This window comes from Lysinibacillus sp. GW247-5R2A, from assembly GCF_059424475.1.
Map to the genome: position 1 here is coordinate 52,675 of NZ_JBWKZL010000001.1, position 26,204 is coordinate 78,878.

General features: G+C 38.7%; 22 protein-coding genes. 5 read left to right on the forward strand and 17 right to left on the reverse strand.

The features are described 5' to 3' along the window. Nucleotides 1-9 precede the first annotated feature (9 nt). Nucleotides 10-1,260, reverse strand: a complete 1,251-nt coding sequence (locus AC07YC_RS00260) for a ribonuclease H-like domain-containing protein (RefSeq protein ID WP_336633991.1) — start codon at nt 1,258-1,260, stop codon at nt 10-12. A 726-nt stretch (nt 1,261-1,986) separates the two neighbouring features. Here AC07YC_RS00260 and AC07YC_RS00265 point away from each other — a divergent pair. Beyond that, entirely contained in the window at nt 1,987-2,343 is a 357-nt protein-coding gene (locus tag AC07YC_RS00265) for a hypothetical protein (RefSeq protein ID WP_494918050.1), read from the forward strand. A gap of 133 nt (nt 2,344-2,476) precedes the next feature. Here the strand turns inward: AC07YC_RS00265 and AC07YC_RS00270 are convergent, their stop codons facing one another. From AC07YC_RS00270 to AC07YC_RS00280, 3 genes are all read right to left on the reverse strand, one after another. Further along, entirely contained in the window at nt 2,477-4,750 is a 2,274-nt protein-coding gene (locus AC07YC_RS00270; protein ID WP_494918052.1) for a DEAD/DEAH box helicase, read from the reverse strand. Further along, the gene (locus tag AC07YC_RS00275) at nt 4,725-5,108 is read right to left on the reverse strand and encodes a YppE family protein (protein ID WP_494918053.1); all 384 of its coding nucleotides are present in this window, start codon (nt 5,106-5,108) and stop codon (nt 4,725-4,727) included. The genes AC07YC_RS00270 and AC07YC_RS00275 overlap by 26 nt, the downstream gene beginning before the upstream one ends. Before the next feature lie 217 nt (nt 5,109-5,325). After that, nucleotides 5,326-5,520 carry an endonuclease gene (locus AC07YC_RS00280; protein ID WP_336633995.1) on the reverse strand — a complete coding sequence of 65 codons (195 nt, stop codon included), beginning with the start codon at nt 5,518-5,520 and terminating at the stop codon, nt 5,326-5,328. Nucleotides 5,521-5,901: 381 nt separating this feature from the next. Between AC07YC_RS00280 and recU the strand changes: the two genes are divergently transcribed. Together recU and AC07YC_RS00290 are read left to right on the forward strand one after the other, a co-directional pair. After that, nucleotides 5,902-6,546, forward strand: coding sequence for a Holliday junction resolvase RecU (recU, locus tag AC07YC_RS00285; RefSeq protein ID WP_336633996.1), 645 nt, complete (start codon nt 5,902-5,904; stop codon nt 6,544-6,546). A gap of 1 nt (nt 6,547) precedes the next feature. Then, nucleotides 6,548-9,199, forward strand: coding sequence for a PBP1A family penicillin-binding protein (locus AC07YC_RS00290; RefSeq protein WP_494918056.1), 2,652 nt, complete (start codon nt 6,548-6,550; stop codon nt 9,197-9,199). Nucleotides 9,200-9,267: 68 nt separating this feature from the next. On the opposite strand, the gene AC07YC_RS00295 is transcribed toward AC07YC_RS00290, so the two are convergent. The 7 genes from AC07YC_RS00295 to AC07YC_RS00325 form a co-directional block, all read right to left on the reverse strand. Continuing rightward, complete coding sequence (locus AC07YC_RS00295) at nt 9,268-9,582, reverse strand: YpoC family protein (RefSeq protein WP_036124728.1); 315 nt, start codon at nt 9,580-9,582, stop codon at nt 9,268-9,270. Then, on the reverse strand, nt 9,579-10,241 hold the full coding sequence (gene nth / locus AC07YC_RS00300; RefSeq protein WP_089985122.1) for an endonuclease III: 663 nt from the start codon (nt 10,239-10,241) through the stop codon (nt 9,579-9,581). Before nth ends, AC07YC_RS00295 begins: the two co-directional genes overlap by 4 nt. Before the next feature lie 12 nt (nt 10,242-10,253). Continuing rightward, nucleotides 10,254-10,982 (reverse strand): DnaD domain-containing protein, encoded by a 729-nt coding sequence (locus tag AC07YC_RS00305; protein ID WP_008176501.1) that lies wholly within the window; start codon nt 10,980-10,982, stop codon nt 10,254-10,256. A 77-nt stretch (nt 10,983-11,059) separates the two neighbouring features. After that, nucleotides 11,060-12,355, reverse strand: coding sequence for an asparagine--tRNA ligase (asnS, locus tag AC07YC_RS00310; protein ID WP_036124723.1), 1,296 nt, complete (start codon nt 12,353-12,355; stop codon nt 11,060-11,062). Between the two features lie 28 nt (nt 12,356-12,383). Then, nucleotides 12,384-13,577: a pyridoxal phosphate-dependent aminotransferase gene (locus AC07YC_RS00315; protein WP_336633998.1), complete on the reverse strand. Its 1,194-nt coding sequence runs from the start codon at nt 13,575-13,577 to the stop codon at nt 12,384-12,386. A 16-nt stretch (nt 13,578-13,593) separates the two neighbouring features. Further along, nucleotides 13,594-14,076 carry a cell wall elongation regulator TseB-like domain-containing protein gene (locus AC07YC_RS00320; RefSeq protein WP_336633999.1) on the reverse strand — a complete coding sequence of 161 codons (483 nt, stop codon included), beginning with the start codon at nt 14,074-14,076 and terminating at the stop codon, nt 13,594-13,596. 341 nt (nt 14,077-14,417) lie between these two features. After that, nucleotides 14,418-15,842, reverse strand: coding sequence for a GGDEF domain-containing protein (locus AC07YC_RS00325; protein ID WP_494918057.1), 1,425 nt, complete (start codon nt 15,840-15,842; stop codon nt 14,418-14,420). Nucleotides 15,843-16,129: 287 nt separating this feature from the next. Between AC07YC_RS00325 and AC07YC_RS00330 the strand changes: the two genes are divergently transcribed. Next, nucleotides 16,130-17,995, forward strand: a complete 1,866-nt coding sequence (locus AC07YC_RS00330) for a multicopper oxidase family protein (RefSeq protein WP_494918059.1) — start codon at nt 16,130-16,132, stop codon at nt 17,993-17,995. A gap of 51 nt (nt 17,996-18,046) precedes the next feature. On the opposite strand, the gene AC07YC_RS00335 is transcribed toward AC07YC_RS00330, so the two are convergent. Further along, nucleotides 18,047-19,294 carry an MFS transporter gene (locus tag AC07YC_RS00335; protein WP_494918060.1) on the reverse strand — a complete coding sequence of 416 codons (1,248 nt, stop codon included), beginning with the start codon at nt 19,292-19,294 and terminating at the stop codon, nt 18,047-18,049. Nucleotides 19,295-19,473: 179 nt separating this feature from the next. After that, on the reverse strand, nt 19,474-20,361 hold the full coding sequence (locus AC07YC_RS00340) for a LysR family transcriptional regulator (RefSeq protein WP_494918061.1): 888 nt from the start codon (nt 20,359-20,361) through the stop codon (nt 19,474-19,476). 127 nt (nt 20,362-20,488) lie between these two features. Between AC07YC_RS00340 and AC07YC_RS00345 the strand changes: the two genes are divergently transcribed. After that, nucleotides 20,489-21,661 carry an MFS transporter gene (locus AC07YC_RS00345; RefSeq protein ID WP_494918062.1) on the forward strand — a complete coding sequence of 391 codons (1,173 nt, stop codon included), beginning with the start codon at nt 20,489-20,491 and terminating at the stop codon, nt 21,659-21,661. A 232-nt stretch (nt 21,662-21,893) separates the two neighbouring features. Here the strand turns inward: AC07YC_RS00345 and AC07YC_RS00350 are convergent, their stop codons facing one another. From AC07YC_RS00350 to AC07YC_RS00365, 4 genes are all read right to left on the reverse strand, one after another. Next, on the reverse strand, nt 21,894-23,129 hold the full coding sequence (locus AC07YC_RS00350; RefSeq protein ID WP_336634005.1) for a M20 family metallo-hydrolase: 1,236 nt from the start codon (nt 23,127-23,129) through the stop codon (nt 21,894-21,896). Nucleotides 23,130-23,293: 164 nt separating this feature from the next. After that, nucleotides 23,294-23,752 (reverse strand): nucleoside deaminase, encoded by a 459-nt coding sequence (locus AC07YC_RS00355; RefSeq protein ID WP_336634006.1) that lies wholly within the window; start codon nt 23,750-23,752, stop codon nt 23,294-23,296. Between the two features lie 18 nt (nt 23,753-23,770). Further along, complete coding sequence (gene arcC, locus AC07YC_RS00360) at nt 23,771-24,721, reverse strand: carbamate kinase (RefSeq protein WP_494918063.1); 951 nt, start codon at nt 24,719-24,721, stop codon at nt 23,771-23,773. Nucleotides 24,722-24,723: 2 nt separating this feature from the next. Continuing rightward, nucleotides 24,724-26,202 carry a cytosine permease gene (locus AC07YC_RS00365; protein ID WP_494918064.1) on the reverse strand — a complete coding sequence of 493 codons (1,479 nt, stop codon included), beginning with the start codon at nt 26,200-26,202 and terminating at the stop codon, nt 24,724-24,726. Between the last annotated feature and the right edge of the window lie 2 nt (nt 26,203-26,204).

Here is a 26,204-nt window from a genome sequence, read left to right on the forward strand (position 1 = left end):
CCTGGGAAATTATTTCTTATTTCCTAATCTGAGCAACCTCTTTTCCCAAGAAATTGCCCATTTTTGTTTTTGTTCTGCTCTCCATTGCTCATTCTTTTGAATGAGCTGTATGCCTTGTTGCGTATAATAAAGGGCCTGCTTATAATCTTTTATTTGGTGCTCGTAAAGTATGGCTAGCTGCTCAAGGACATGCAACTTTGTTCGTGCTTCAACAAAATGGAGAGAGGCCACAAATGCATCGATGGCTTCACTATAGCGTTTACTCTTTTTATGCTGTAGTGCTAAATAATATTGAGCATTACCCGCTTCCAGTGCATCAAATTGTGTTGTCACCCTTTCTAACACCTTAACACTTTGTGTGCTTTCTTTTAAATCACCATACCATTTCCCAATATTGGTAAAGGTTTTTGCAGATTCTTCATATCCCTCTTCAAACAAGAGCTGAGTAGAATGACTATATAGGGTGATAAGCGACAGCAAATCCCACTCATTATGCAGCAAAACCTTCATAAGAGCATCTGGTACGCCACTTTTCACAGCATCTAAATAAATAATAGGGGCAAGATGACCAGGAATATCTCCCTTTCGAGAAAAACCAAGCTTCTCTTCCTCCACAGATTTTAATTTTAAGCGCTCCATATCATTTTTCCATAAACGCTTGGAACTATGCAATAAATCGATTTGTCTTTGTGACCTTAATTTCGGTAATGTTTTTTGATGCAGTGTCCAGCGTGTTTCAAGCTGCGGCCAATCAAAGCTTTTACCATTATAGGTGATAACCGTTGCCGATTTTTGCCACAGTTTTGATTCAAACAAAAACGCCGCCTCATGTGCAGGGTCTGCAAGAATATATTGAGTTAAACTAAAACATTCTTCGTCTACCTCTAAAAACCCAAGCAAAAAAATATGCGTGCCCACACCTTTTAAGCCTGTCGTTTCTGTATCAAAAAATAATACAGGTTCATGAAAATCCAGTGCATACGGATGATCGAACGAAGCATCCCGCCATATTTTCAACGCATCAAAAAATGACTGTAGCTGATAATGCCCATGCTGAAAAGAAAATGGATACTGTACATGGCGCTTAAACACAATACCAAAGTCATTTTCTACAACTGTAAGCCCCGCCTTTTCCCATCGCTCGGTATAGCTCGGCCTAGTTGGCTTTTGAAAAGCTGGTTCCTCTACCTTTTGTAGAGTCGCCGCTGGTTTTTTACTAAGCATTTTTTTCATTTGTAGTATTTTATTTTCGTAAGACATGTATTTCACTCATTTTCTGCTTATAATATAAGACTCTCTTGCAAGATTACCATGATTGCTCGACTCATTCAAAATTTTCATCGCAGGAATTCTTGTTTATAGAAGCTCTATTTCTTGAATTGAAGACCTCAAAAGTGTAAAGGACATGTGAGTATGTCTTTGCGGTTGCAATGAAAAAAGCATGCCCTGCCTGAAGAAGCGTAAAACATTTTGCAAAAAGAGCTGCAAAAAATAAAGCCCCGATTCAAACTTATACTTTCAATATATGAATCATTCGATTCTTCCAATTGACTAGATATAGTACTCCATCTATTATCAAATTTACTTTTCACATATGATTCTTTTGACATTTCCTTTAGATTCTCGCCATTATATTGATAATAGTAAGTCTTATCCTCTTCTTCAGAAAAACTTGCGAAAGAAAGTGTATTTCATTTTGTGTAATTGAATGTCCGTACAAATGTAATTTTAAAATAAATTCACCCTCATCATTTCATTTAAAGAAACTACCCCGATATGCTTTTTGCTTAAAACTATTCATTAAACAATCCATTTCCAATTAAGATACGACATTTCTTGATGTATGTCCCTTTTATGTACAAGATTTTAGTGGATACATAGAAAACTCAAGCTATTGTCTATTGCTAGTGTACTATTGTAAGTATTTCCTATAAAATGAAATTACATATAAAAAGTGATAAAATGATGTTTTTTGGAGGAAATGCTTTGTTTAAAAATTTGCGTGAAGAAATAAAAGAAGAATGGAAAAACACAACCGAGGATTTAGAAAAGGAAGTATTTAAAGTATGGCAATTAGACTATAAAGGCCATGTTATTCGAATTGTAAATGCCGTGACTGAGGAAGTTCTTTCCATTAATAATAAAGTAGTAGATAAAAAAAGTAGAGATAGTATGTTCAAACAAATCTACCCTTATGTTACATTGACAGGTAAAATTACAGAGGCAGATGGCACAATCTCTACCGTCAAAGTAAAAATCGGTGGATTACTCAGTCTAAATATTGTCGTTAAAGTAAATGGTACTATACTACTGAACGAAAAACACAAAATATCTATCAAGTAACTTTAGCTTAATCGAATACTACTGGACGTGAATTAGAAAGCATACTGTCATTCCGTTAGATGAGCTATATACTATTAAATATAGAGGGCCTGAGGAAATAATTTAGTTATTCCTCAAGCCCTCTTTTATTATGTTAATTAATTTGATTTAATCTTTGAAGAAGTATTAGGACTCTCTTCTTGCCTTTGTCTAAACTGTCTTGGGCACCAATACATGATGGGCATCCAGATTCACAAGGACAATTTGAAACATGCTCCAACGTTTTCATTAATAGCTCTTCCCATAAGTCATAGACCTTTTCACTTAAACCAATCCCACCAGGGTATTTATCGTAAACAAAAAAAGTGGGCAGCTCATTATGGGATGCTTTGACTTGTGGGACAACTGCTACATCACTACTGTCACATTGAATAAATAAAGGGATAAAGGCATTCATGGCATAGGCTACTCCAATCATTACCTCTGTCAATTCCGCCTCTGACCACTGTTCTGTTAGATGAAGTGATAGCCAGGATGCGCTTGTATGCATTTCATCTGGAGGTAAATGAATAGGCCCCGATCCTATATTATCATGCGTTCCAAAGCGAATTTTCTTGAAAATAGTTGCCTGTGCAACTAATCCTACATCCCCATAGCTAATCGTACCGCCGTTATAAGTTCGGCTACGATCTTCCTCTAATACCTTCATTTCAACGGCAAGATTGGCATCTGTATAATAATCGATGTCGACTTCACGCACATAAGCTTTCTTTTCTTCCCAGTCGAGCTTCTCTACTTGGAATTGAATCCCTTGATGTAAATAAATCGCTTCTTCATGTAATAATGTCATGGCACTATGACGATCCATTTCTCCAATTACCTTTGTTTGGGCAGGGATAGACAGATCAATAATTACCACATTTTCCTGTGAAGCCGACCGTAAGCTAATATCATGTGCTGGGAAACGATCACTCATCCAATGCCACTTATCGCTTGTCTTAAAGACAACGCCCTCTTCGGCTAAATAATCTAGCAATTCTTGTATGTCATATTCACCATACGTATCTTCTATAGAAAAAGGTAATTCAAAAGCGGCACATTTTAAATGATCCATTAAAATTAACATATTTTCAGGATAAATACGTGCCTCCTCTGGTGCACTACCAAGTAAAAATAAAGGATGATTCACCACATACTGATCCAGTGCAGTCGATTGTGCAACATAAATAATTAATGCCTCATCTTGCCGTCTGCCTGCACGTCCTGCTTGTTGCCAGGCACTTGCAATATTTCCTGGATAACCTGTCATAATACATGCTTGTAACTGGCCGATATCGACCCCTAATTCTAACGCATTGGTACTGACCACGGTTTGAATGGTTCCATCACGCAAGCCTTTTTCGATTACCCGACGTTCAGATGGCAAATAACCACCTCGGTAGCCACGCACGGATTCATCCAGCAGCTTATTGCGAGTGAGCTCCTTTAAATAAGTGACAATCATTTCAACCCGTACCCTGCTTTTAGCGAATATGATTGATTGAATACCAGCTATATATAACCGCTTTGCTAAATCACTTACCTCTAACACGGCACTTCTACGCACCCCAAAAGTTTTGTGAATAATGGGCGGATTATAGAACAGAAATGTTTTCTTACCAACGGGTGCTCCAGAGTCTGCGATAAGCGCATGTGAGTCATTTGTTAATAGCTCTGCCAGCTCCTTAGGATTTTTTATCGTTGCCGATGTACAAATAAACACAGGTTTACTACCATAAAATTCACAAATGCGTTTTAATCTACGAATAACATGGGCAACATGGGAACCAAATACCCCTTTATATGTATGCAATTCATCAATCACGATATACTGTAAATTTTCAAATAGCGATACCCATTTCGTATGGTGTGGCAATATTCCTGAATGAAGCATATCAGGATTTGTCATCACGATATGTCCTGCTTTGCGAACCTTCTGGCGAATGCCTGGAGCCGTATCGCCATCATAGGTATAACTTAAAATTTCCTCACCACTTTGTTCAATCAGTTCGTTCAAGTCATTTTTTTGGTCCTGTGCTAAAGCCTTTGTTGGAAATAAATAGATCGCACGTGCGTTTTTATCCTCTACTATTTTTTGCAACACCGGCAAATGATAGCAATATGATTTACCTGATGCGGTTGGTGTAACAGCCGTAAAAGATGTACCACTCTGTGCCAAATCAAAGGCCTCTCGCTGATGCGTATAAAGTTGCTCGATTCCCCTTGCCTGCAAAGCCTTCACTAAAGAGGGATGTAAATTTTCTGGGAAAGGAGCGTAGCTAGCAGGTCGGCCTTCAAGTGTTTGCCAATGTAGAATGCGTTCTTTTAATTCTTCATCATATCTCCACTCATGCAAAAGCTCGCTAATCGTTCGTTTCTTCGATAGCATTTACTGACTCCTCCCTTACCAATCGTTCAAAGTTTTTCATTGTAAAGGAGGTAGAATGAATTGCATCTAAAAAGCGTTTTTTACTTGTTTCTTTATAAAAAGATTGCACAACAAATTGCTCCATCGATTCTACCGTTGAAGCAATTTGTTGTGTATGCATATATTTCGGTCGATTCTCTTGAATCCATTTATTGGCCTCTTGCTGCCATTCCTTCAACAGTTGGTGAATTTCATCAGCGTGTGGTTTCACCTCTTGAAAAAAGTCAGGTGTACGGTCCTCCTCACGCATTTGCCAAAAACGTGAAACACATCGATCACATTCATCTATTAATTTGGATGTTTGCTGAATAACTAACAATTTTGCACCTCATCTCTCATCAATTACTCGTAAGCAAATATTTTTCGTAGCAAGTACATATATATGATGAGTATGTCTTGTCCATCATTGCAACTACGAAAATATGGCACCTCTTGATACCTTTACCTTCCCTTACTTGTTTTGTGGTAAATACTGTATCAATTTTAATGCTATAGAGTTAGTTCCATTGCTTATGAGATAAGTGTACCAAAGTCTATCATTTTTCACTACTAATAGGCGAACAAGCATTCTTTACTTGCCAGTTCTTTTCTGCTAAGCTTACTTTCTGACTAACTGCTTCGAGCTGCAAAAAAAAGTGCATATTCTGAGCATTGTTCTCCAGTGACACTCTCGTGAAAAGTAATTGATTGACCAGATCTAACTGCGCAACTAATTGTTCTAACTTGTTCAAAATAACGCCCCCTTTGCTTTACTTAAAGTATTCCTCGCATGTATAGAATTACCTTCATGCGTGACAAAATAAGCGTAAGTTAGCTGAAAGAAGAAGATTTTCGATAAATTTTTATAAATGAACCTTCCAACTAAAAAAGCGTCCTGAATGAAAGGTGTAGATAATTCACCATTCTTCAACCGTTTCTATGTTTAAATTTATCAGTTATTTTGACGATTCAAGGAAGACAATCATTAGCTTTTTTTCGACGCAATTTGTTTATTCTTTGCATCCACTGTCTACTACTCTTGTAACAAAGACAATACGGATGGAGGTAGAGAAGAGCCATCAAATCATGGTAAACTACTATATAGGAAAGCAGTTTGATAAAGGGTGAGCTAAATGACAATTCGCTATCCAAATGGGAAATTGTATACCCCCCATACTTCTGTACAGAAAACAGAAAAAAAGAGTAAAAGTAAAGATTTGTCTTTTAGTAATCGTGGAAAGACACTAGAAGATGAAATTAATGAAGCAAACGACTATTATATTAAAAGACGACTTGCTATCATTCATAAGAAACCTGTTCCTGTACAAATCGTCAAAGTAGAGTACCCTTCACGAAGCGCTGCTGTCATTCGTGAAGCATATTTTCGAACACCCTCTACAACCGACTACAATGGTGTTTGGAATGGGCATTATATTGATTTTGATGCAAAGGAAACTGCTTCCAAGACAAGTTTCCCTTTAAAAAATATTCATGAGCATCAAATGACCCATATGCAGCAAGTGACTGAACAAAATGGTGTGGCTTTTATTATCGTTCGCTTTTCAGCTTTTGAACGATATTTTATTGTGCCATATGAAGTTTTACAAAAGGCCTGGCAAGCAATGGAAAATGGCAATCGTAAATCCATACCCTTTTCAACGATTGAAGAAGAGGCGTATGAAATTCCCACTAGCTATTATCCACGGATCGATTATTTACCCATCATCCAACAATTGATCGATGAAAAATGCTGCGGGTTTGAAAGTGAGGAGAAATAGTATGACTGAACGTCGTCGAACACGTGGAGAGCATCAAAAGGCTCTCGCTGAAAAAAATAAAAAAGGTAAGAAAACAACTACAAAGTCGTCAACACCCGCTAAAATGTGGATAAAACGTATTTTCTTAACGTTATTAGTCATCGGTGTGGTAGGCTTCATTGGAGGCGCAGGATTATTTGCTTACTATGCAAGTACAGCTCCTAAGCTTGATGAGGAATTATTGAAAGACCCTGTGTCTTCAGAGTTCTACGATAAAAACGGTGAAATATTCGCGACAATCGGTGCTGAAAACCGTAAATATATAAAATATGAAGATATTCCCGAAGATATGGTGAACGCTATTCTTGCAACGGAAGATGTACGCTTTTTTAAACATCACGGCATGGACTTCTACCGTCTAGGTGGTGCTATACTTGCTAACTTCCGTGATGGCTTTGGTGCACAAGGTGCCTCTACCCTAACACAGCAAGTAGTGAAAAACTCATTTTTACAAAATGAAAAGAAATTAAAACGTAAAGCACAGGAAGCTTGGCTAGCGTTTCAATTAGAACGTAAATATTCAAAAGAAGAAATTTTTGAAATGTATTTCAATAAAATGCTAATGTCAGGCCGTATTTATGGCTTTGGTACAGCAGCCCAATATTTCTACGGAAAAGAATTAAAAGATTTAACATTAGATGAAGAAGCATTATTAGCAGGGCTCGTACAAAGACCAAATGCTTATAATCCATTGAAAAACCCTGACCTTGCCAAGCAACGTCGTAATACGGTTTTAGGATTAATGTATCAACACGGAAAAATTTCAAAAACGGAAATGGAAGAAGCTAAAAACGTTGATGTCCAAGCAGGTCTTGCTGACGATGCAACTCGTCAAACATTTGCTGGCTCTAAATACGATGCCTTCCTCGATGTCGTTATTAATGAATTAGAAAATAATGGCGATAGTTCAGCTATGGCAGAAGGGATTAAAGTTTATACTACTCTTGATCCAAATGCCCAAAAAGTTGTTGAAAATGTGATGAACGATGACAGCAATTTCCCTACTGAAGAGATTCAGTCAGGTGTAGCGGTCATTGATACGAAAACAGGAGCTATCCAAGCTGTTGGTGGCGGTCGACATTATGGTGCCGAACGTGGCTGGAACTATGCAGATGATTTAACAAAAAATCAACCTGGTTCTACCATGAAACCATTAGTGGACTACGGCCCAGCCATTGAATATTTAAAATGGTCTACAGGTCATACACTTGTAGATGAACCTATGAACTATTCCAATTCAAAGCAAACTATTACAAACTGGGATGGCAGATATATGGGTGCCATGACTGCTCGTAAGGCATTATATGCTTCACGAAACGTACCAGCTGTCAAAGCATTACAAGAGGTAGGTACTGAAAATGCGAAGGAATTTGTTGGACGTTTAGGGATTGAAACAGAAAACCTGTATGAATCAGACGCAATTGGTGGTGGGGCGATTACTATCTCCCCTATTCAAATGGCGGCTTCCTATGCAGCATTCGGAAATAACGGGGTTTACACAGACCCACATGCTATTACAAAAATTGTTTACCGTGATGGGAAAACATCTAAAAATTATACACCTGAGCCTAATGTAGCGATGAGTGAAGCTACAGCTTATATGGTCACAGATATGCTACGTGATGTAGTTGGCAATAAACCTGACGCATCAGGTACAGCGGCCAATGTCCCAGGATTAGACATCGCAGGTAAAACAGGTACAACCAACTATTCAGCTGAAGATTTCAATAAACATAATTTACCAAATACAAGTGTGCCAGATTCATGGTTTGCTGGTTATACGACAAACTATTCCATCGCTATATGGAGTGGCTATGAAAAACACTTTGATCCAATTACAACGTGGGAAGAACGTCGTTTACCACAAAATCTATTCAAATCGATTATGCAAGACATTTCAGCAAACGTTGAAACAGAAAGCTTTAAAAAGCCAAGTACTGTTGTAGAAGCAACGATTGAAGTGGGCTCTAAGCCATTGAAATTGGCAAGTGACTTTACACCAAGCGAATTACGTCAAACAGAGCTATTCGTTCGTGGTACTGAGCCAACAGAAGTGTCGAATGTTTATGAGGCACCAGAATTGGCTACACCATACAACGTATCTGCAAGCTTAGATTTAGGGGCACAGTCTATCAATATTTCTTGGGAACATGATGCCAGCTTGAATCCAGAAACAGATGAACCATTACCAACTTCATTTGAAGTAACTGCAACCCGTGATGATGGTAAAAAGTTTGACCTTGGTAAAACAGAGAGCAAAGGTTTATCCGTTGCCAATACGTTGGAAGATGGCAATTACACGATTTCAGTCGTAGCCGTTGTGGATGGTACACGAAGCGAGCCTGGTACCACAACTTTCCAAATTACAAGTACAACTGAAGAAGAGGATGTAGAGACGGAAGAGCCGGAAGAGCCAGACATTGATTTACCAACAGATCCTGGTGAAGAAGACCAAGATAACGGTCATAATAATGGCAATGGTAACGGTAATGGCAACAACGGTGGGAATAACGGAAACAACGGTGGAAACAATGGCGGTTCAGATGGAAGCCAGCAACCAACTCCTCCTACGGATCCTGTTGACCCTAATAATGAAGAACCAAGCTCAGAATAAACAAAAAGCCGAGAAGCATATAATGCTTCTCGGTTTTTTCTGTCGGCACAAGGTTTGATTCTGCCACTCTATTTTTTACTTGCTTGAATTCGTAAACGTGCTGTACGCTTTTTCGTTTCCTTAAATAATTCATCTAGCTGACGGTAACAAGCATATTGCCCTGGCTTCGCTTTAATAAAGGCAAGTCTTTCAACCCCATTAATGGGCAGTACCTCGTCTCCTGCCGCTTGTACAAGCTGTTCAAACAATTGGATTGCCTCTTCCATTAAGCCTTTCGCTGTACCATTTCTAGCATCATGAGCTTCGTGGATAGTTGCTTGAAGAGTTGTCCATTGGGCAAACCAAGCATCTACCTGATCTTTTGCGATCGCCTCACTATTCATGCTTCCTTCACCAAGCCTTTCTTCAAACGCTTTTGACCTTCACGACAATCGCTTAGTAAAGGACAGGTATGGCAGCCAGGATTTTGGGCCTTACAATGATAACGACCAAAGAAAATTAACTGATGATGCGTTTTCGACCACTTATCCATCGGCGTTTTTTTCATGATTGTTTCTTCTACTTCAAGTACGGAATCCTTCCATCTACATAGACCTAGACGTTTGGAAACACGCTCTACATGGGTATCAACTGCTAGCGCGGGGATATCAAAGGCTACTGATAGCACCACATTGGCTGTTTTGCGACCTACACCTGGCAATGTTACAAGTGCTTCTCGGGTTGCTGGTATTTCGCCATTATATTCATCTAGTAAACGTTGACATAAAGCCTGAATGTTCTTTGCTTTATTGCGATATAAGCCAATAGAGCGAATATCCTGTTGTAATTCTTCCAACGGGACAGCCAAATAATCTTCAGGCGTTTTATATTTCTGAAATAATGTTTTGGTTACCTTATTAACAAGTACATCCGTACATTGTGCAGACAATAATGTCGCAATTGTGAGCTCAAAGGCATTGTCATGCACTAGCTCACAATGTGCATTAGGAAACATTCGATCCATTTCTTCTAGGCAATGCTCCCACTGTTTTTTAGTTAACAAACTGGATGCCCCCTATTCTCTCTCTTCTAACCAATTATAAAAAGGTACTTTGTTAGTTGGTTGCGTGTCTTGTTGAACTGTCCGTGCTGGAGTCCTGCTAAATGTTTGCTTCTCTCGGAACTGCTCACTTTGCTTTTGTGCCGCTTGAGGTGTCGTAATATTTTTCTTCTTCCACTCTAACAAAATACGATCAATATAGCGAATGCTCAGTTTCCCAGCAAAAACAGCTTCTTTCAATGCCTCTTTAATGAGTGTTGGACTATGCTTGTCCTCATCAAGCCAACATCCTATTTTTTCAAGCTCTAAAGGAGATAAAAGACGTCCCATTTCTTCTTCAAAGAGTCGGAAAATCTCTCCTTCTTCTTGTTGAAGTGTTGTGGCAGATTTTTGTTGCTCTTTCATCTCGATCATCTGCACAATTCGCTCCCAGAGTGGATAAACCGAATATTTTTCATAGAGCTTGCCACCTGTATCCACATCACGAGTAATTTCAAGGAAGCCCTTTTGCATTAATCGTTGTAAACGGGATGTTAGTTCATTTTCTGGCATTGTGAGACGATTCTTTAGATCATTTGGTGTAGGGAAGTCATAGCCTTCCATATGAAAGGCTAATAAGTGCATAACAATTAGCGCCTCTTCATCCTCTATATTTAACTCCTTATAAAACTGAAAAAAAAGCTGGGGAATGGGAATCATTCTCTGCTCAGTCCATGTACGGAGTCGATGATTATTTGCATTCATATTCCTCTAGACTCCTTCTTTAAGTAAGTAGAAAAGCCGCGTAGATATTTCACTACGCGACTTTTAAATTGATTTGCTTATGGATATAAGCGGTTCAGTAAACGTGGGAATGGAATTGTTTCACGAATATGTTCTGTGCCAGAAATCCATGCCACAGTTCGCTCTAATCCAAGTCCGAAGCCTGAATGTGGAACAGAACCATGTTTACGAAGCTCCAAATACCATGCATATGCATCTAATGATAGGTTATGCTCTTCAAGACGAGATTTTAATAAATCATAGTCATGGATACGCTCAGAACCACCAATAATTTCACCATAGCCTTCAGGTGCGATTAAATCAGCACATAATACAACATCATCACGATCTGGATGTGGTTGCATATAGAAAGGCTTAATGCCTATTGGGTAGCATGTAATGAATACTGGCTTGTCGAATGAATTGGCAATAGCTGTTTCATGAGGTGCCCCAAAATCGTCGCCCCATTCGATATCGTCAAAACCTTGTTCATGTAAAAGCTTAATCGCATCATCATACGAAATACGAGGGAATGGCGCTTGAATCTTTTCAAGTTTCGATGTATCACGGTCAAGTCGCTCTAATTCTAATTTGCAGTTAGCCAGAACAGATTGTACAATATGCGTCACATATTGCTCCTGTACTTCTAGATTTTCTTCAAACTCTACAAAAGCCATCTCTGGCTCAATCATCCAGAACTCGATTAAGTGACGACGCGTTTTAGATTTTTCAGCACGGAAAGTTGGACCGAATGAAAATACTTTTCCTAGTGCCATAGCTGCCGCTTCCATATAAAGCTGCCCTGATTGAGAAAGGAATGCATCCTCATCAAAGTATTTCGTATGAAATAGCTCAGATGTACCTTCAGGTGAAGATCCTGTTAAAATTGGTGGGTCCATCTTTGTAAAACCATTGTTGTTGAAAAATTCATAAGTTGCACGAATGATTTCATTACGGACCTTCATAATGGCATGTTGTTTACGAGAACGTAACCATAAATGACGGTTATCCATTAAAAATTCAGGACCGTGCTCCTTCGGTGTAATAGGGAAATCTGTTGCTGTATGTAGAACCTCAATTCCTGTTACAGCTAGCTCACAGCCAAAGCTTGAACGTTCGTCAGCTTTCACTTCTCCTGTAATATACATAGAAGTTTCTTGCGTTAATCCTTTAGCTGTTGCAAAAATTTCTTCGCCCACTTCTTCTTTCACGACAACACCCTGAACAAAACCAGAGCCATCACGAAGTTGTAAGAAGGCGATTTTACCACTTGAACGTTTGTTAGCTAGCCAAGCGCCCATTTTGACTGTTTCACCGATATGCTGTGGCATATCTTTAATCATAATTTTTTTCATAGAAATCCTCCAAAGTCGTCTAGAGGGATTAGTCTTGCCATTTTGATTTTACAAATGTATCAATACGACGGACTGCCTCTTCTAGTAAGTCTAAAGATGTTGCATAAGATAATCGCATAGTAGTTGGTGCACCAAAGCCAGAGCCTGGAATTACGGCTACGTTTGCTTCTGTTAAAATATCCGCAGCGAATGCGTCTACTGAATCATATCCAGTGTGAGCCATAGCTTCTGCTACATCTGGTAATAAGTAGAATGCACCCTGTGGTTTTAATACATGGAAGCCAGGAATTGCACTTACCTGTGGGTAAATTTTCTCAAGACGAGATTCGAATGCTTGGCGCATTTCCTCTACCGCGTCCTGTGGCCCATTATACGCCTCAACAGTTGCATATTGTGCAGTTGTCGTCGCATTAGATGTTGAATGTGATGCAAGGTCAGTCATTGCTTTCACTATGTCCGCATCACCCGCAGCATAACCAATACGCCAGCCTGTCATAGAGTGTGATTTTGCTACACCATTTACAACGATTGTACGTGCTTTTACTGCATCAGAAAGTTGTGCAATTGAAAAATGCTCAATACCATTGTATACAAGCTTCTCATAAATTTCATCTGACACGATTAAAATATCCTTTTCTTCTGCAACTGCAGCAAGTTCTGCAAGCTCTTCACGTGAATATATCATACCAGATGGGTTGCTAGGTGAGTTGATAATTACCGCTTTTGTTTTATCAGTCACAGCAGCTCTTAATTGATCAGCAGTAATTTTATAGTTTTGTTCACGTGTACCTTCAACATAAACAGGTACTCCGCCCGCTAATTTAACTTGCTCAGGATAAGACACCCAATAAGGGATTGGAATAATAACTTCATCACCCTCGTTTAAAATAACTTGGAATAATGTGTATAAAATATGCTTTGCACCTACACCAACAATCACTTCATTTGGCTGATACGTAAGATTATTATCGCGCTGTAGTTTATCAATAATAGCTTTTTTTAGCACTGGAAGTCCGCCAGCAGGTGTATATTTTGTATACCCCTTTTCCATTGAATCAATGGCAGCATTTAAAATGTTTTGAGGTGTATTAAAGTCTGGTTCACCAGCTCCAAGGCCAATGACATCAATACCTTGCTCTTTTAATGCTTTTGCTTTCGCAGTAATAGCTAATGTTGAAGATGGTGTTAAAGTTTTTACACGTGTTGCTAATAAGTTTTTCATCCGGGATCTACTCCTCTTATAAATTCGTAATGCGCTTCCACCAGTCGCCATCCTTAAACATAATATAGACATAGTTGAGTTTGTCATGGTCGTTTAGGTATGTAATCTCCCAAACAGCGCCCGGCTCCTCATAGCCCAATTTCATGTGGAGGACCTTTTGTACATTTCCTTCATTTTTAAAAACCGATAATGCTTGCTTTTCCGTAATACCATCTTCTACTAACACTTCCTGAATGGAATCCTTGTCTAGATTCGTGGGAACAAAGACAGCCTTTTTATCACCGTATTCGTCTACCCCGAACACAGTAACATACGAATGTTTGCCATTATATGTGTAGGACTCCGATACAACTGCGAGGGCTTTGGCATCGAGTGCCAACTGTTCAGCCTGCTCTTCAATTGAACGGAACGGAGCCTCGGCTTTCCAGAGTACTAAAATGCTAATGACAAGTGACAACGAAACAATAAAGACAGAAATGAAAATTAACCAGTTTTTCATCTATTCACCTGTTGTTTCATATCGTGCCTTTTTGGCACAACACATAGCTGATGTTTGTGTGTGTTTTTAACTGCATAACAATTCATTTTGCTTTCCATTTTGTCAACCTGCTTTCTTTCCTCATACCACAACATTATACAACAATTTTGTGCTGTCGTGTTTCTTAATTTCATATATTGTACGTTGCTAGAATAACGTTTTCAAATGATTGGTACAGTAAATTTCATTCCGTATCATTTTACCTCGTTCTAATTTCCGATGACGCTTCAATTTCTCTCAAGAATATTGCCTGAAACAAGAAAAAAATTCCTATTCAACACTGCAAATAGGAATCACTCAAATTATAATAGTTCATAGATAACATTGGTGGCACGGCCTTTATCTTTTGCCTCATACAAACAGCGATCAGCTTGTTCAAATAAATCATTATAATAATAATTTTTCTGATCATTTATACAAGCTCCCATACTGACCTTTAATGGATAGCTTTTCTGGTCTTTTTCTAATGTTAGCGTAAGCAAATGAGCGTGTGTATTTTGGACAAGTGCTTTCATGTAATCCTTTTGTGGATGGCGCATACAAACAATGAATTCATCCCCTCCATAACGGATAATTTTTACGTCTTCCTCCCGCAAAAACTCCCTCAAGCCATTAGCTAACAGTTGTAAAACTCGATCGCCAAACAAATGTCCATGCGTATCATTAAATAATTTAAAATTATCAATATCAAGAACTGTAATACATACATTGGATTTGGCCATTTTGGCAGCATGTAACCATTCATCTAGCTCGTGATCCAGGAAGTGGCGATTCAAAACACCTGTTAATGGATCATAATGTGCTTTTCTTTCTAATCTCTCTTTTTGACGCTTAAATTCCAAATTCAACACTTGCTGTAATAAATTATCAACGCTCATCTGTTCGGAAAGATCAATATATTCTTTTTGGACATCAAAAATTTCATCTCGCCAATTCAATTGGTATAGGACATTTAACAATAAGCGCATCACTTTTTTTGTAATGGGCTTATCACCATAGGATTTGGCAAGTTCTATTGCTTGCTGATAATATTGCACCGCTTCTTCAAGCTTGTGCTGCTTTTCATATAAAAAGCCATAGCCAAACCAAGCTGCTACTTTTTCAGGTTTATGTTGAGAAATTATGCTAGAGGTTAATGAGTCATCAAGCAATGCCTTCCCTGCCACAAAATCCCCTTCCAAAATATACACATCTGCTAAATTATTATTAATGCGAATATCTAATAATCTTGCTAAATCTGGCTGTGTCTCATATAGCGTTTTATTGTATTCTCTTGCTAACAAACCTGCTTGAAGGGCTTCCTTCGTACAGCCCTTTTCTACCTCTATATAGCATAAATTATTATGACAACGAACAAGCATCATAAAATCTTGTAATTCTTGAGCATAAGCAATTGACTTTTTCGTCATCTCTGCTGTTTTTTCACGGATTCCCACCATATCGTAGATTAAGGACATGACTAAATAATACTGCATCAAATCTTTGCTAGTACCATATTTTTCACAGATAGCCTCATAGTCGAAAATAAGGCTGACAATGGCTAGAGTATCGCCCAAAGAGTGATGTACTAAAATTTTCTGATAGTACAAATCCAATACATACGCATAGTTATTACCCTCTAAAGCTACTAAAAGACCTTGATCTGCCAGTTTCAGCGCATCTGTTAAATACCCCTTTATGCGCATTTCCATGATTGTTTTATTTAATTCCTCTAATGTTAACACCACTGTCTCACCACTTTTCCAAGCCCCTATTTAATCCACTTTCACTTCTTGCTGTATCAATTATAAGACATATTTATTCACTTCGTCCGACTTTTTAGCAATATACCAACTATTACCTCGATTTCAAAAAACTTTTGTAAGACAGCTATATAATGCCCTATTGTTTTCCCCCTCCATTAAATTTTTATACCTTTCACATTTTTCTCCATTTTTGTCCCAGTCAACTGTTGTTTTTACCCATATGATGTGATAACTAGGCATGTTAAGTAATTGAAAAGGGATGTGATGTTTTGAGTTTACCAATTAACCCTTCTGATCCAGCTACCATTCCAAAATTTGTAGATGCTCTACAGAAGCCAGTGATAGCAAAGCCAAAGTACTGTAGGGGGCAAAAAAAACACGATTATTACGAACTGATCATGATGGAGGGCGAGCATCGTTTTCACAAGCATTTTCCTAATACATTAATATGGGGGTACAACGGACTTTATCCAGGACCAACTATAGAAGCGACGAAAGATAAACCGATTTACGTTAAATATAAAAATCAATTACCACTACAGCACTTTTTACCAGTGGATTTTACACTTCATGCAGCCAACGATTCCCAAGAGGTAAGAACCGTCACTCACTTACATGGAGCTAATGTGGATTGGGAGAGCGACGGTCATCCAGAGGCATGGTACACAAGAGATTATCGACATACTGGTCCAAAATTTAATAAAGAAATCCATGAATATACGAACCACCAGCCTGGTACTACAATGTGGTACCATGACCATGCTATGGCTTTAACACGTTTAAATGTCTATGCAGGCTTAGCAGGTTTCTATTTACTAAGAGATGCTTTGGAGGAACGTTCCAATTTACCATGTGGAGAATACGAATATCCTATTTTGATTCAAGATAAATCATTTAATGAGGATGGCTCTTTATTTTATCCTGATGAACCACCATTCCCAGTTACTGTACATCCTTCGATTACCCCTGGCTTCGTAGGTAACACCATTGTAGTCAATGGAAAGCTTTGGCCCTATTTAGATGTTGAGCCTCGTAAATATAGATTTCGGTTCCTGAATGGCTCCAATCGAAGAGGCTATGTCATCAGCTTGTCAAATGAGCAAACTATGATGCAAATAGGCACAGATGGTGGTTTTTTATCAGCTCCTCAAGCGATTCAATCTGTAGAGCTGCTACCTGCTGAACGCACAGATATCATCATTGATTTTTCAGCTTGCGAGGGGCAGGAAATCACCTTACTCAACACAGATACGGATTTTATCGATGAGCATACGAACGTCATTATGCAATTTAAAGTATCGCTTCCCTTAAAATGTGAGGATACGAGTGAAATTCCCGAGAGGCTGGCAGTCACAATGGATTTACATCCACATCATGCACATATTGATAGACAATTACCTTTGACAGCAACAACAGATGAATTCGGCAGACCTATGCTGTTATTGAACAACCGAATGTACCATGACCCAGCGACAGAAAAGCCTTCCTTAGATAGTATTGAAGTTTGGAGTTTTATTAATACTACGCCCTTTATACATCCTATTCATTTGCATCTCATTCAATTTAAAATTCTTGAACGTCAGCCATTTGATTTAGAACTCTATCAAAATGAAGGAATCGTATCGTTTACAGGGCCACCAGAGGAGCCTCGGGACTATGAGCGTGGTTGGAAAGATACGGTGAAAGTGGATGCTGGCAAAGTTACGAAAATTATTATGCAATGGAAGGATCATGTGGGGAATTACATGTGGCATTGTCACTTCCTTGAGCATGAGGACCATGATATGATGCGACCTATTCTTGTAATGAAGGATGTCCACGCTGTTCAACAGCCGCATGCTGAAATAGAACAGCCTACCCATCATGAGGCTACTACTACTAGTACGACGACAGCCTCTACCCCTACGGCCAGTACTACTAGTACGACACATCATAATGAGTCGCCCGCACCATTATTAAATGCTTCTCAAATTCCTTTCACAGAGGAAGAAGAAATTGTGGAATCACTAGCAGAGGAGTCTACACATATTGGAAATAATGATCAACATAGGCCCATCCTGCTTTTCCCAACTACGCCCACACGCACTGATACAAATAGACCTAAATCTAGACCTCGTAGACCTCGTAGATTTTAGCAAGCCAATCACACAAAGAAAACTACCGTTTAAGTGGTAGTTTTTTTGTGTTCAAGCATGTATACGCCATAATCTATGCGTGAGTAGCGCCAAAAGCAGCATCATCATACAAATCATTAAAATCGGTATAAAGAGGTGGGCGCGAAATGTCTCGAACAACAGTCCATAGCCTATTTGCCCAAGTGGTGCCATGCATTGTGAAACAGCCATCATGATCGCCATGACCTTCCCTAAATTTTCATTGGGTGTTTCTTTTTGCACAAGCGTCATTACGTAGATTGAAATGATTGTCATCATCATCGCCATCACAAGCGCACAACCGGTAAATAATAAATATGAAGCATAATAGCCTATTTGAAGTATGGGCTGAATGACGGCAATGGCCATAGGAATCACCAAAAAAGCAGTCACCAATACCCAAATATATAGCCTGTTAATTTGGAGTTTTTTAGCGAAGTAGCCCATCGTTAAGGCACCAAGTATGGTTGCAAAATCAATCATACCCATCCCTATTCCGTACAACGAATCACTTACTCCTAACGTGACACGAAGAACGATCGGTACTCCTACGATAAAGAGCGGTGTAAATAATAAATTTAATAAGGCGGCTAGTACCGTGCATTTTAAAATAAAGGGTTGCTTCACAACATATGCAAATCCCTCCTTTATATCCTTGTATAACGTCATGATTATTTGTCCATTATCATCTCGTTTCACAAATGGAATGGTCATATACATTTCTACGATGGCTGTACCGAAAAATAATAGACCACTTACAAGGACCAGAATTTTGATGCCTAATAATCCATAAAGAATTCCACCTAGTACTGGTGCAGCAACACCAGCCAAAGCCTGCACCCCATTCACGATTCCATTTGCCTGCTCAAGATGCTGTTCTCTTACTAATAACGGAATACTAGCCATGACTGCAGGTGAATACATAGCGCTAATGATGGACAGGAGCACCATAACTACGCCTATCCCTAACACTGAATGATATTCAGTCCATAATGTGAGATAGAATATCAAGACAACGACACTATTAATAACATCAAATAACACCATTAAATGCCGTCGATTAAAACGGTCGGCAAGGGCACCACCGAATGGTGTAAGAAGAATAGGTATGCTTGAAATGGCAAATAGCACGGCAAAAAGATCGGCCCTGCCCGTCATATCTAAAACAAAAAGCGATAGCGCAAACCTTAATAAGGCAGAACCTAAAATAGAAATAATCTGACCAAATACAAGAATTTTAAAATCTTTCGAAAACCCTTTTTCCTTTACAAATGTATCCATATACTGTCTCCCCTTCAATAGACCGACTGTCGGTCATTATTTTTGTATAAAAAAAGTGTAGCTATAAGTTTAGATGTTCGTTGTGACAAAACTTATACTACACTTTTAGACCGTCTGTCGGTTTATAATTAGTATATGGGAACTCCCCAAAAAAAGGAACTTATATTTTTAGGAAGTTTTCAAAATCCTTCTTCTTTTAAATATGCTTTTATTTGTTCTATAAAAGCTGTGGTGGCGTGACCTACATAACGATCCACTCGGTAAATAATTGACAAACTTCGACTAGGAATATCATCTGTTAGACGAATGATACGTAAATCGGAATCATTCATTTGCTGAATTAATGGATAGGGCTGTACCGTAGCTCCTATATTTGCGCGTACTAGATTCATAATTGACGTAACAGAGCTTGTTTCAAGAATAGTATGGAGCTGGAAACCATTCTTTTTCACTGTCTCCTCGACTATTTCTCTTCCTAAAAAGCCTTCAGGATACATGACCAATGGAAGGTCCTTTAATTCAGCAATAGTGACTGCTTCTCGCTGCGCCCATGGATGCTCCTTTGAAACCGTTACAACGTACTCCTCCTTTCGTAAAGGAATAATGACTAAATGATCATGGGGCTCAACATTCGTCCCAATCCCTATATCCACTTCATTTTCAAGGACTTGCCTCATAATATCGATAGAAGCAAGGATTGTAAGCTTTACCCCAGGGAATTTTTGATGAAAATCAATGACAAGTTGTGTAATTCGATAGTCTAAATCAGATGGCATAATACCAATCCGTATTTGACCACCTTGAACCTCTTGTAAATCTTTAATAGCATCTTTGACATTTTGTAGTGTATTAAGCATTGCAGTAGCATAGGTAAACAATAAGGCACCAGCCTCCGTCACCACTATTTTTTTGCCAATCCGATCAAATAACGGCATTCCTAGCTCATCCTCAAGCACCCGGATTTGCTGGCTTAACGTTGGTTGAGAAATACCTAGTTTTTCAGCCGCTTTTGTAAAATGTAGCTCCTCACAGACTGCCATAAAATAATGTAGATGACGTATTTCCATATGAATCACAACCCATCATAGTTTATATCTATCATTGTAATAGTAATAATAGTATTGTCCAATTATTTATGTTGTTATAGACTTCAACTTAGGATTTATTTATTCAAACCTATGGAGTTGATATAGCATGAAAATGAAGCAAACGATTTTACCTATCATGGCCATTATTTTGGCTTCTTTAAATTTAAGACCTGTTATTACTTCCGTTTCACCTTTATTAGGAACTATCCGAGAAACATTGCATATGAGTGCGGCAAGCGCTAGTTTATTAACGTCATTAGCTGTCTTATGCATGGGGTTATTTGCACCGATCGCGCTCAAGCTCGCCAATCGTTGGAGTATTGAACGAGCGATTGCCTACTCCCTCATATTAATTGGGCTTGCAACCGCTTCAAGGTACTTTGCTTACTCTGCCTGGGTCATGCACGTTACAGCTCTATTGGCGGGTATAGGTATTGCCATTGTTGGTCCATTACTATCAGGTTTTATTAAAGCAAAGTTTGCAAATCCTTCTCGTATAGTCGGTATTTATTCACTCTCTTTAGTTGTAGGGGCTGCCTTAGGTTCAGGTCTATCCATCCCATTAAGCACCATTTTTCACTCTTGGCAAATCTCTGCAGCTTCCTGGGCTTTACTTGCGATCATCGCTTTGTTTTTTTGGTGGAAGCCTATCGAGCAAAAGGCACACTCGACAAGTACTACAGGTAATAAAAATACAATCTCTATCAAGCAAATTTTAACAAGTGAAAAAGCTTGGCTATTAACAGGTTTTTTTGGTTTAATGGCCTTCATGTTTTATACGATTATGGCCTGGTTACCACCAATAGCTGAGCAGATGGGCTATAGTAAACATGATGCTGGAATGATGCTCACCCTATTAACGGTTGCCCAAATGCCTGCAACGTTTTTAGTCCCTATTTTAAATAACCGCTTCCAGCATCGAGCTGTTTGGCTAGTAGCTTGTTCATTACTTGAATTAATCGGTTTATCAATGCTGCTATTTTCCATTAACCCTTGGCTAAGTAGTGTCCTGATCGGCATTGGGGCAGGTGGCTTATTCTCATTAGGATTAACTTTACCAATAGATGAAGCCGAAGATATCCAAGAAGCTAGTTTCTTAGCGGCTATGACCCAATCTGTCGGCTTCGTATTTGCTGCTCTCGGTCCCCTATTTGTGGGCCTTTTAAGAGATTACACAGGGAACTTTACAGCTGCCATTATTGGCATGATGATAATCGTAATTGTCATGATCACCATTCAATTAAAAATTGGTAATCAGAAGCCCCATGCTACCCATTAAATTCATACGAAAAAGACGACTACATACTTAAAAGTCGTCTTTCTTCGAGTGTCCTCATTTCCTTCATTCCTAAACCTTGTCCAGTCATTTCAAGGTGTGTCGCTTTTTCTTTTACCTGAGTTTCTACTGAACAATTAGCTGTCACCGCATAAGAATTTGCTATGGTGAGTAATTAAGTAGTGCATGCCTGCACGACAAACAACGCTCCCGCTATTGTCTAGCACGCATCATGCTAGATAACTATAGCGGATCTTAAAACCGCTTCTTCTAAAACATCTATGCCTAATAAAATATCTTCAAGGTCTGTATGTTCATCAGGATGATGACTTAAGCCGTCCACGGATGGGATGAAAATAAGGCCAACTGGTCCGAGTCTAGTCATATTCATTGAATCGTGTCCCGCACCACTTTGCATATATTGATAGGAGAGATTTTTTTCTATACAAATACTTTCCAACCCTTTCATTAGACGATGTGAAAGTAGGACAGGCTCCTCCGAGCTAATGACTTTATAGTCAATAGCAAGCAGTCGCTTTTGTTGAACATTTGCGATGGCCGTATAGAACTGCTGAAGAACTCGATCCCTTGATTGTACTGAGGAGGAACGAATGTCGACTGTCAGCTCCACTTGTCCTGGTACAACGTTCATGGACCCTGCAACAACGTCTAATATACCTACTGTTGCCACTGTTCCAAACTCTTGCTCGGCTATCGCTGCTTTTTCTAATTCTAATGCTAATTCTGATGCCCCTAAAAGTGCATCCTTCCTCATATTCATCGGTGTTGTACCTGAATGGGAGGCTTTCCCGTTTAATGTCATTAATAAACGGACTGGTGCTGCCACTCCCGTAACAATTCCAATTTTTTTCTCATAGCTAATAAGCATTGGACCTTGCTCAATATGTAACTCAAAAAAGGCCTGAAAACCTTCCCCTGCTCTATTTGCCTGATCTACACTACTAAAATCTAGCCCACAGTGTGCAAAGGCCTCTTCCATGGAAATGCCATCGCGATCTACGAGATGACGATATTTTTCTTTATCAATAAGCCCAGCCATTGCTTTACTGCCAACCGTTGATACACCAAAACGAGAGGACTCCTCACACGCAAATGCAATAATTTCAATGGGATGCTTGGTCACGATTGACTTCTCATTTAAACGTTTGATGACCTCCAGAGCTGCCGTTACGCCAACAACACCATCATACTTTCCACCCTGATAAACTGTATCTAAATGAGAGCCCATGACTACAGGCTGTAATCCTGGTACTTTACCTTCTCTTCGAGCAATAAGATTTCCACATGGGTCAATATGAATTTGAAGATGTTCATCTTTACATAAACGAATGAAGGCATGTAAACAAGCCTGCTCTTCATTTGTATAGGCAACTCTCGTAATTCCTTTCTCACCTGAATTATATTGATTCATTTTATTTAGTAATTGTTGATAACGTTCTTTGCCAACCATGTAAACAACTCCTTCTTAAGAATTACGAAGATGAAATCAAACCAAATTGCTCTTGTCCTGTATCTTTTTTAATTGTACCAATTATTTCATAACTTATTGGATGAAAAGTAGAAAAGGGATTCTCGATAACGAGATCCCTACTCTAATGTCTTGATGATAGGCTATTATTTGCTATTAGCCATTTTGTTATTAAAATGATGGAATAGTGCATCACATTCTTCTGGCGTCTCCATTTTATGCATGTTTAGCATACTTTTATCTTTACCAGAAAAATAATCACGTATATGCATATCCGAGAAGCCATGTACATGAGCATCTTCTGCTGTATTACAATAATGCACTTCTTTAATTCCTGACCAAATAATGGCAGAAACACACATTGGACATGGTTCACATGTTGCGTAGATTACACAATCCGATAAATCCATTGTGCCAAGCTTTTTAGAAGCTTCGCGAATGGCAACTATTTCTGCATGTGCAGTTATGTCTGTGTCACGCATCATCGTATTTCCGACAACAGCGATGATTTCATCACCTCTTACAATCGTAGCACCAAAAGGTCCGCCAATATTTTGGTCGATCCCGTCTTTAGTTTTGTCAACTGCTAATTGAATATAATCCATACCGTGATTCCCCCTATGTTAATTAATAATATGAGTACCCGCTTGATTATTGATAGCCTCTTTTAGACTCTCAGGATTTGTAATAATAACTCGGTGACCACCATTTTCTAAGAAGCTCAAACTGGCTTCGATTTTTGGTAGCATACTTCCTGGTGGGAATTGATTGTCTAAAACATGTTTCTTTGTTTCTTCAATTGTAATTTCCTTAAGTGCTTGTTGTTCAGGCTTCCCAAAGTTAATGAATACTCGTGGAACACCTGTTGTAATAATTAATGAATCCGCATTTACTTGAGCTGCTAACAGACTTGTTGCAAAGTCTTTGTCAATAACAGCATCTACACCTTCATAGATATTGTTTTCTTTTCTAATCACTGGGATACCGCCTCCGCCTACTGCGATGACTACATAATCATTGTCAATCAGTGATTTGATTGCATCCTTTTCCACGATATCAATTGGTAGTGGTGAAGGCACCACACGACGATAACCGCGTCCTGAATCTTCTATCATTTTCCAATCTGGATGTTCCACTAACATAGCATCCGCTTGCTCTTTCGTAAAGAATGAACCTACTGGCTTAGTAGGATTAACAAAGTTCGGATCATTTTCATTGATTTCCACTTGTGTAATTACACTAACTACCTTTTTATTAATTTGACGCTTCGCCAGTTCATTGATTAGGGCTTGTTGAATTAAATAACCAATTCCGCCTTGTGTATCGGCAACACAGTTCACTAAAGGTACTGCTGGCATGCCAGATATTTCATTAGCAATTTCACTTCTTTGTAGCGTAAAACCTACTTGAGGACCATTGCCATGTGTGACAACCACTTTATAGCCTTCTTGAATCATATCTGCTATATGTTCGACAGTTTGAGCAACAGCTTCCTGCTGGCTTTGAATAGATTCACTACCGCTATCTTTTACTAACGAGTTGCCTCCGATTGCTACAATTACTAATTTACTCACAACTACACCCCTACTTCATTTTCCACATTATTTTGAATTTTTTGGTTATTAAATCGATATAACACTGTATATAAAATGAACGATACGATTAGTCCGCTAAAGAAGGCAAAATCATTTAGCTTCACTAGGAAAGGCACACCTTTAAGGAAAGCACCTGACATTGGTAGCATAAAACTAATCAAGAGCACGACACATGCTACGATGTTATAGCCAGATTTATAAGCCCCATTGTTACCTTCTTGCACATAAATTGTAGATAATTCAATACGACGTTTACGCTCGATATAGAAACTTGACAACATAATACCTGCGATTGGACCAAACATAGAGCCAATAAAACTATAGAAGAAGAATAAAGTTTCTGTACTAGATACTAGCTTCCAAGGCAAAATCATTGTTCCAACAATGGCTGTTAAAATTCCTGCTGTTTTTACTGTAAATACTTTAGGGAATAGCGTTGTCATTTGTAATCCTGATGGTAGTAAATTACCGAATACGACAAATGCAGTTGCCCCAACATTTAATGCTAAAATTAATACAATAACAGAAAATGGATTTTGGATTTTATCGATTGCATCGACAATATTAAAAATTGGTTGTCCGAATGCAATTTCTGTCCCTGCTATTAAACTAATACAAGTGATGGCAAATAGTAGATAGGAACCGATCATACCAATAGATAAACCATAGATCATAGCTTTTGGTGATTTAGCTCTATTTGTAAAGTCTGCAATATTAACGATTGGACCAGCCCAATTGGATACCAATGCGCTGACACAAGCAATAAATACTAATGGACTCTCCATTTTTGTTGCCGGTGTGTAATCTAAAATTGGACCGATGCCACCAGCAATATTGATTGCCCAAATCGCTGCTCCAATGATGAAGATATAAACGATTGGTGATGAATATTTACCGAAAACAGTCAGCATATCCATGCCGCCCAAAAATAGTAAAACTGTAACTATCCATAAAATACTATAAGAAATCATTGTCGGAACATCTAAGCCAAAAAGAGTGAAGTCCCCACCAATAGACATATAGTTCGGAATGAATCTAGAGAATAAAACATTTAGAGATTGTGCCCCTACCACTGTGGTTGTACCAAAGAAAACAACCCCAGCAATTAATCCACGACATAAGGCTGGAATAATGGAACCCTTTACTCCGAATGCATCCCTTAGTAGTATTGCAAATGGTATACCATATTTAGAGGCAGAATATCCATTTAAGGCATAGCCTGCGGAAACGATCACTGCTGATAGCATGATGGCTAAGAAAACTTGATTAACAGATAATCCCAAGATAAAAAATCCTGCAACCGTCATATAAGACATAATATTGTGAACTGCGCCCATCCAAACTGTGATGTAGTTAGTGATCCCCCAGTCTCTTTCCTGAGGACCCTTTGGTAATAGTTCTTCCGAATAGCCTAGTGCTCTATAGTCTTGATAGGACTGTTCAATTTTTGCATGTTCCATTT

Coding starts and splice junctions, on each gene's coding strand:
- AC07YC_RS00260 (WP_336633991.1), bottom strand. CDS start 1,260: ATGTCTTACGAAAATAAAATACTACAAATGAAAAAAATGCTTAGTAAA.
- AC07YC_RS00270 (WP_494918052.1), bottom strand. CDS start 4,750: ATGCTATCGAAGAAACGAACGATTAGCGAGCTTTTGCATGAGTGGAGA.
- recU (WP_336633996.1), top strand. CDS start 5,902: ATGACAATTCGCTATCCAAATGGGAAATTGTATACCCCCCATACTTCT.
- AC07YC_RS00290 (WP_494918056.1), top strand. CDS start 6,548: ATGACTGAACGTCGTCGAACACGTGGAGAGCATCAAAAGGCTCTCGCT.
- AC07YC_RS00295 (WP_036124728.1), bottom strand. CDS start 9,582: ATGAATAGTGAGGCGATCGCAAAAGATCAGGTAGATGCTTGGTTTGCC.
- AC07YC_RS00305 (WP_008176501.1), bottom strand. CDS start 10,982: ATGAATGCAAATAATCATCGACTCCGTACATGGACTGAGCAGAGAATG.
- asnS (WP_036124723.1), bottom strand. CDS start 12,355: ATGAAAAAAATTATGATTAAAGATATGCCACAGCATATCGGTGAAACA.
- AC07YC_RS00315 (WP_336633998.1), bottom strand. CDS start 13,577: ATGAAAAACTTATTAGCAACACGTGTAAAAACTTTAACACCATCTTCA.
- AC07YC_RS00320 (WP_336633999.1), bottom strand. CDS start 14,076: ATGAAAAACTGGTTAATTTTCATTTCTGTCTTTATTGTTTCGTTGTCA.
- AC07YC_RS00335 (WP_494918060.1), bottom strand. CDS start 19,294: ATGGATACATTTGTAAAGGAAAAAGGGTTTTCGAAAGATTTTAAAATT.
- AC07YC_RS00340 (WP_494918061.1), bottom strand. CDS start 20,361: ATGGAAATACGTCATCTACATTATTTTATGGCAGTCTGTGAGGAGCTA.
- AC07YC_RS00345 (WP_494918062.1), top strand. CDS start 20,489: ATGAAAATGAAGCAAACGATTTTACCTATCATGGCCATTATTTTGGCT.
- AC07YC_RS00350 (WP_336634005.1), bottom strand. CDS start 23,129: ATGGTTGGCAAAGAACGTTATCAACAATTACTAAATAAAATGAATCAA.
- AC07YC_RS00355 (WP_336634006.1), bottom strand. CDS start 23,752: ATGGATTATATTCAATTAGCAGTTGACAAAACTAAAGACGGGATCGAC.
- AC07YC_RS00365 (WP_494918064.1), bottom strand. CDS start 26,202: ATGGAACATGCAAAAATTGAACAGTCCTATCAAGACTATAGAGCACTA.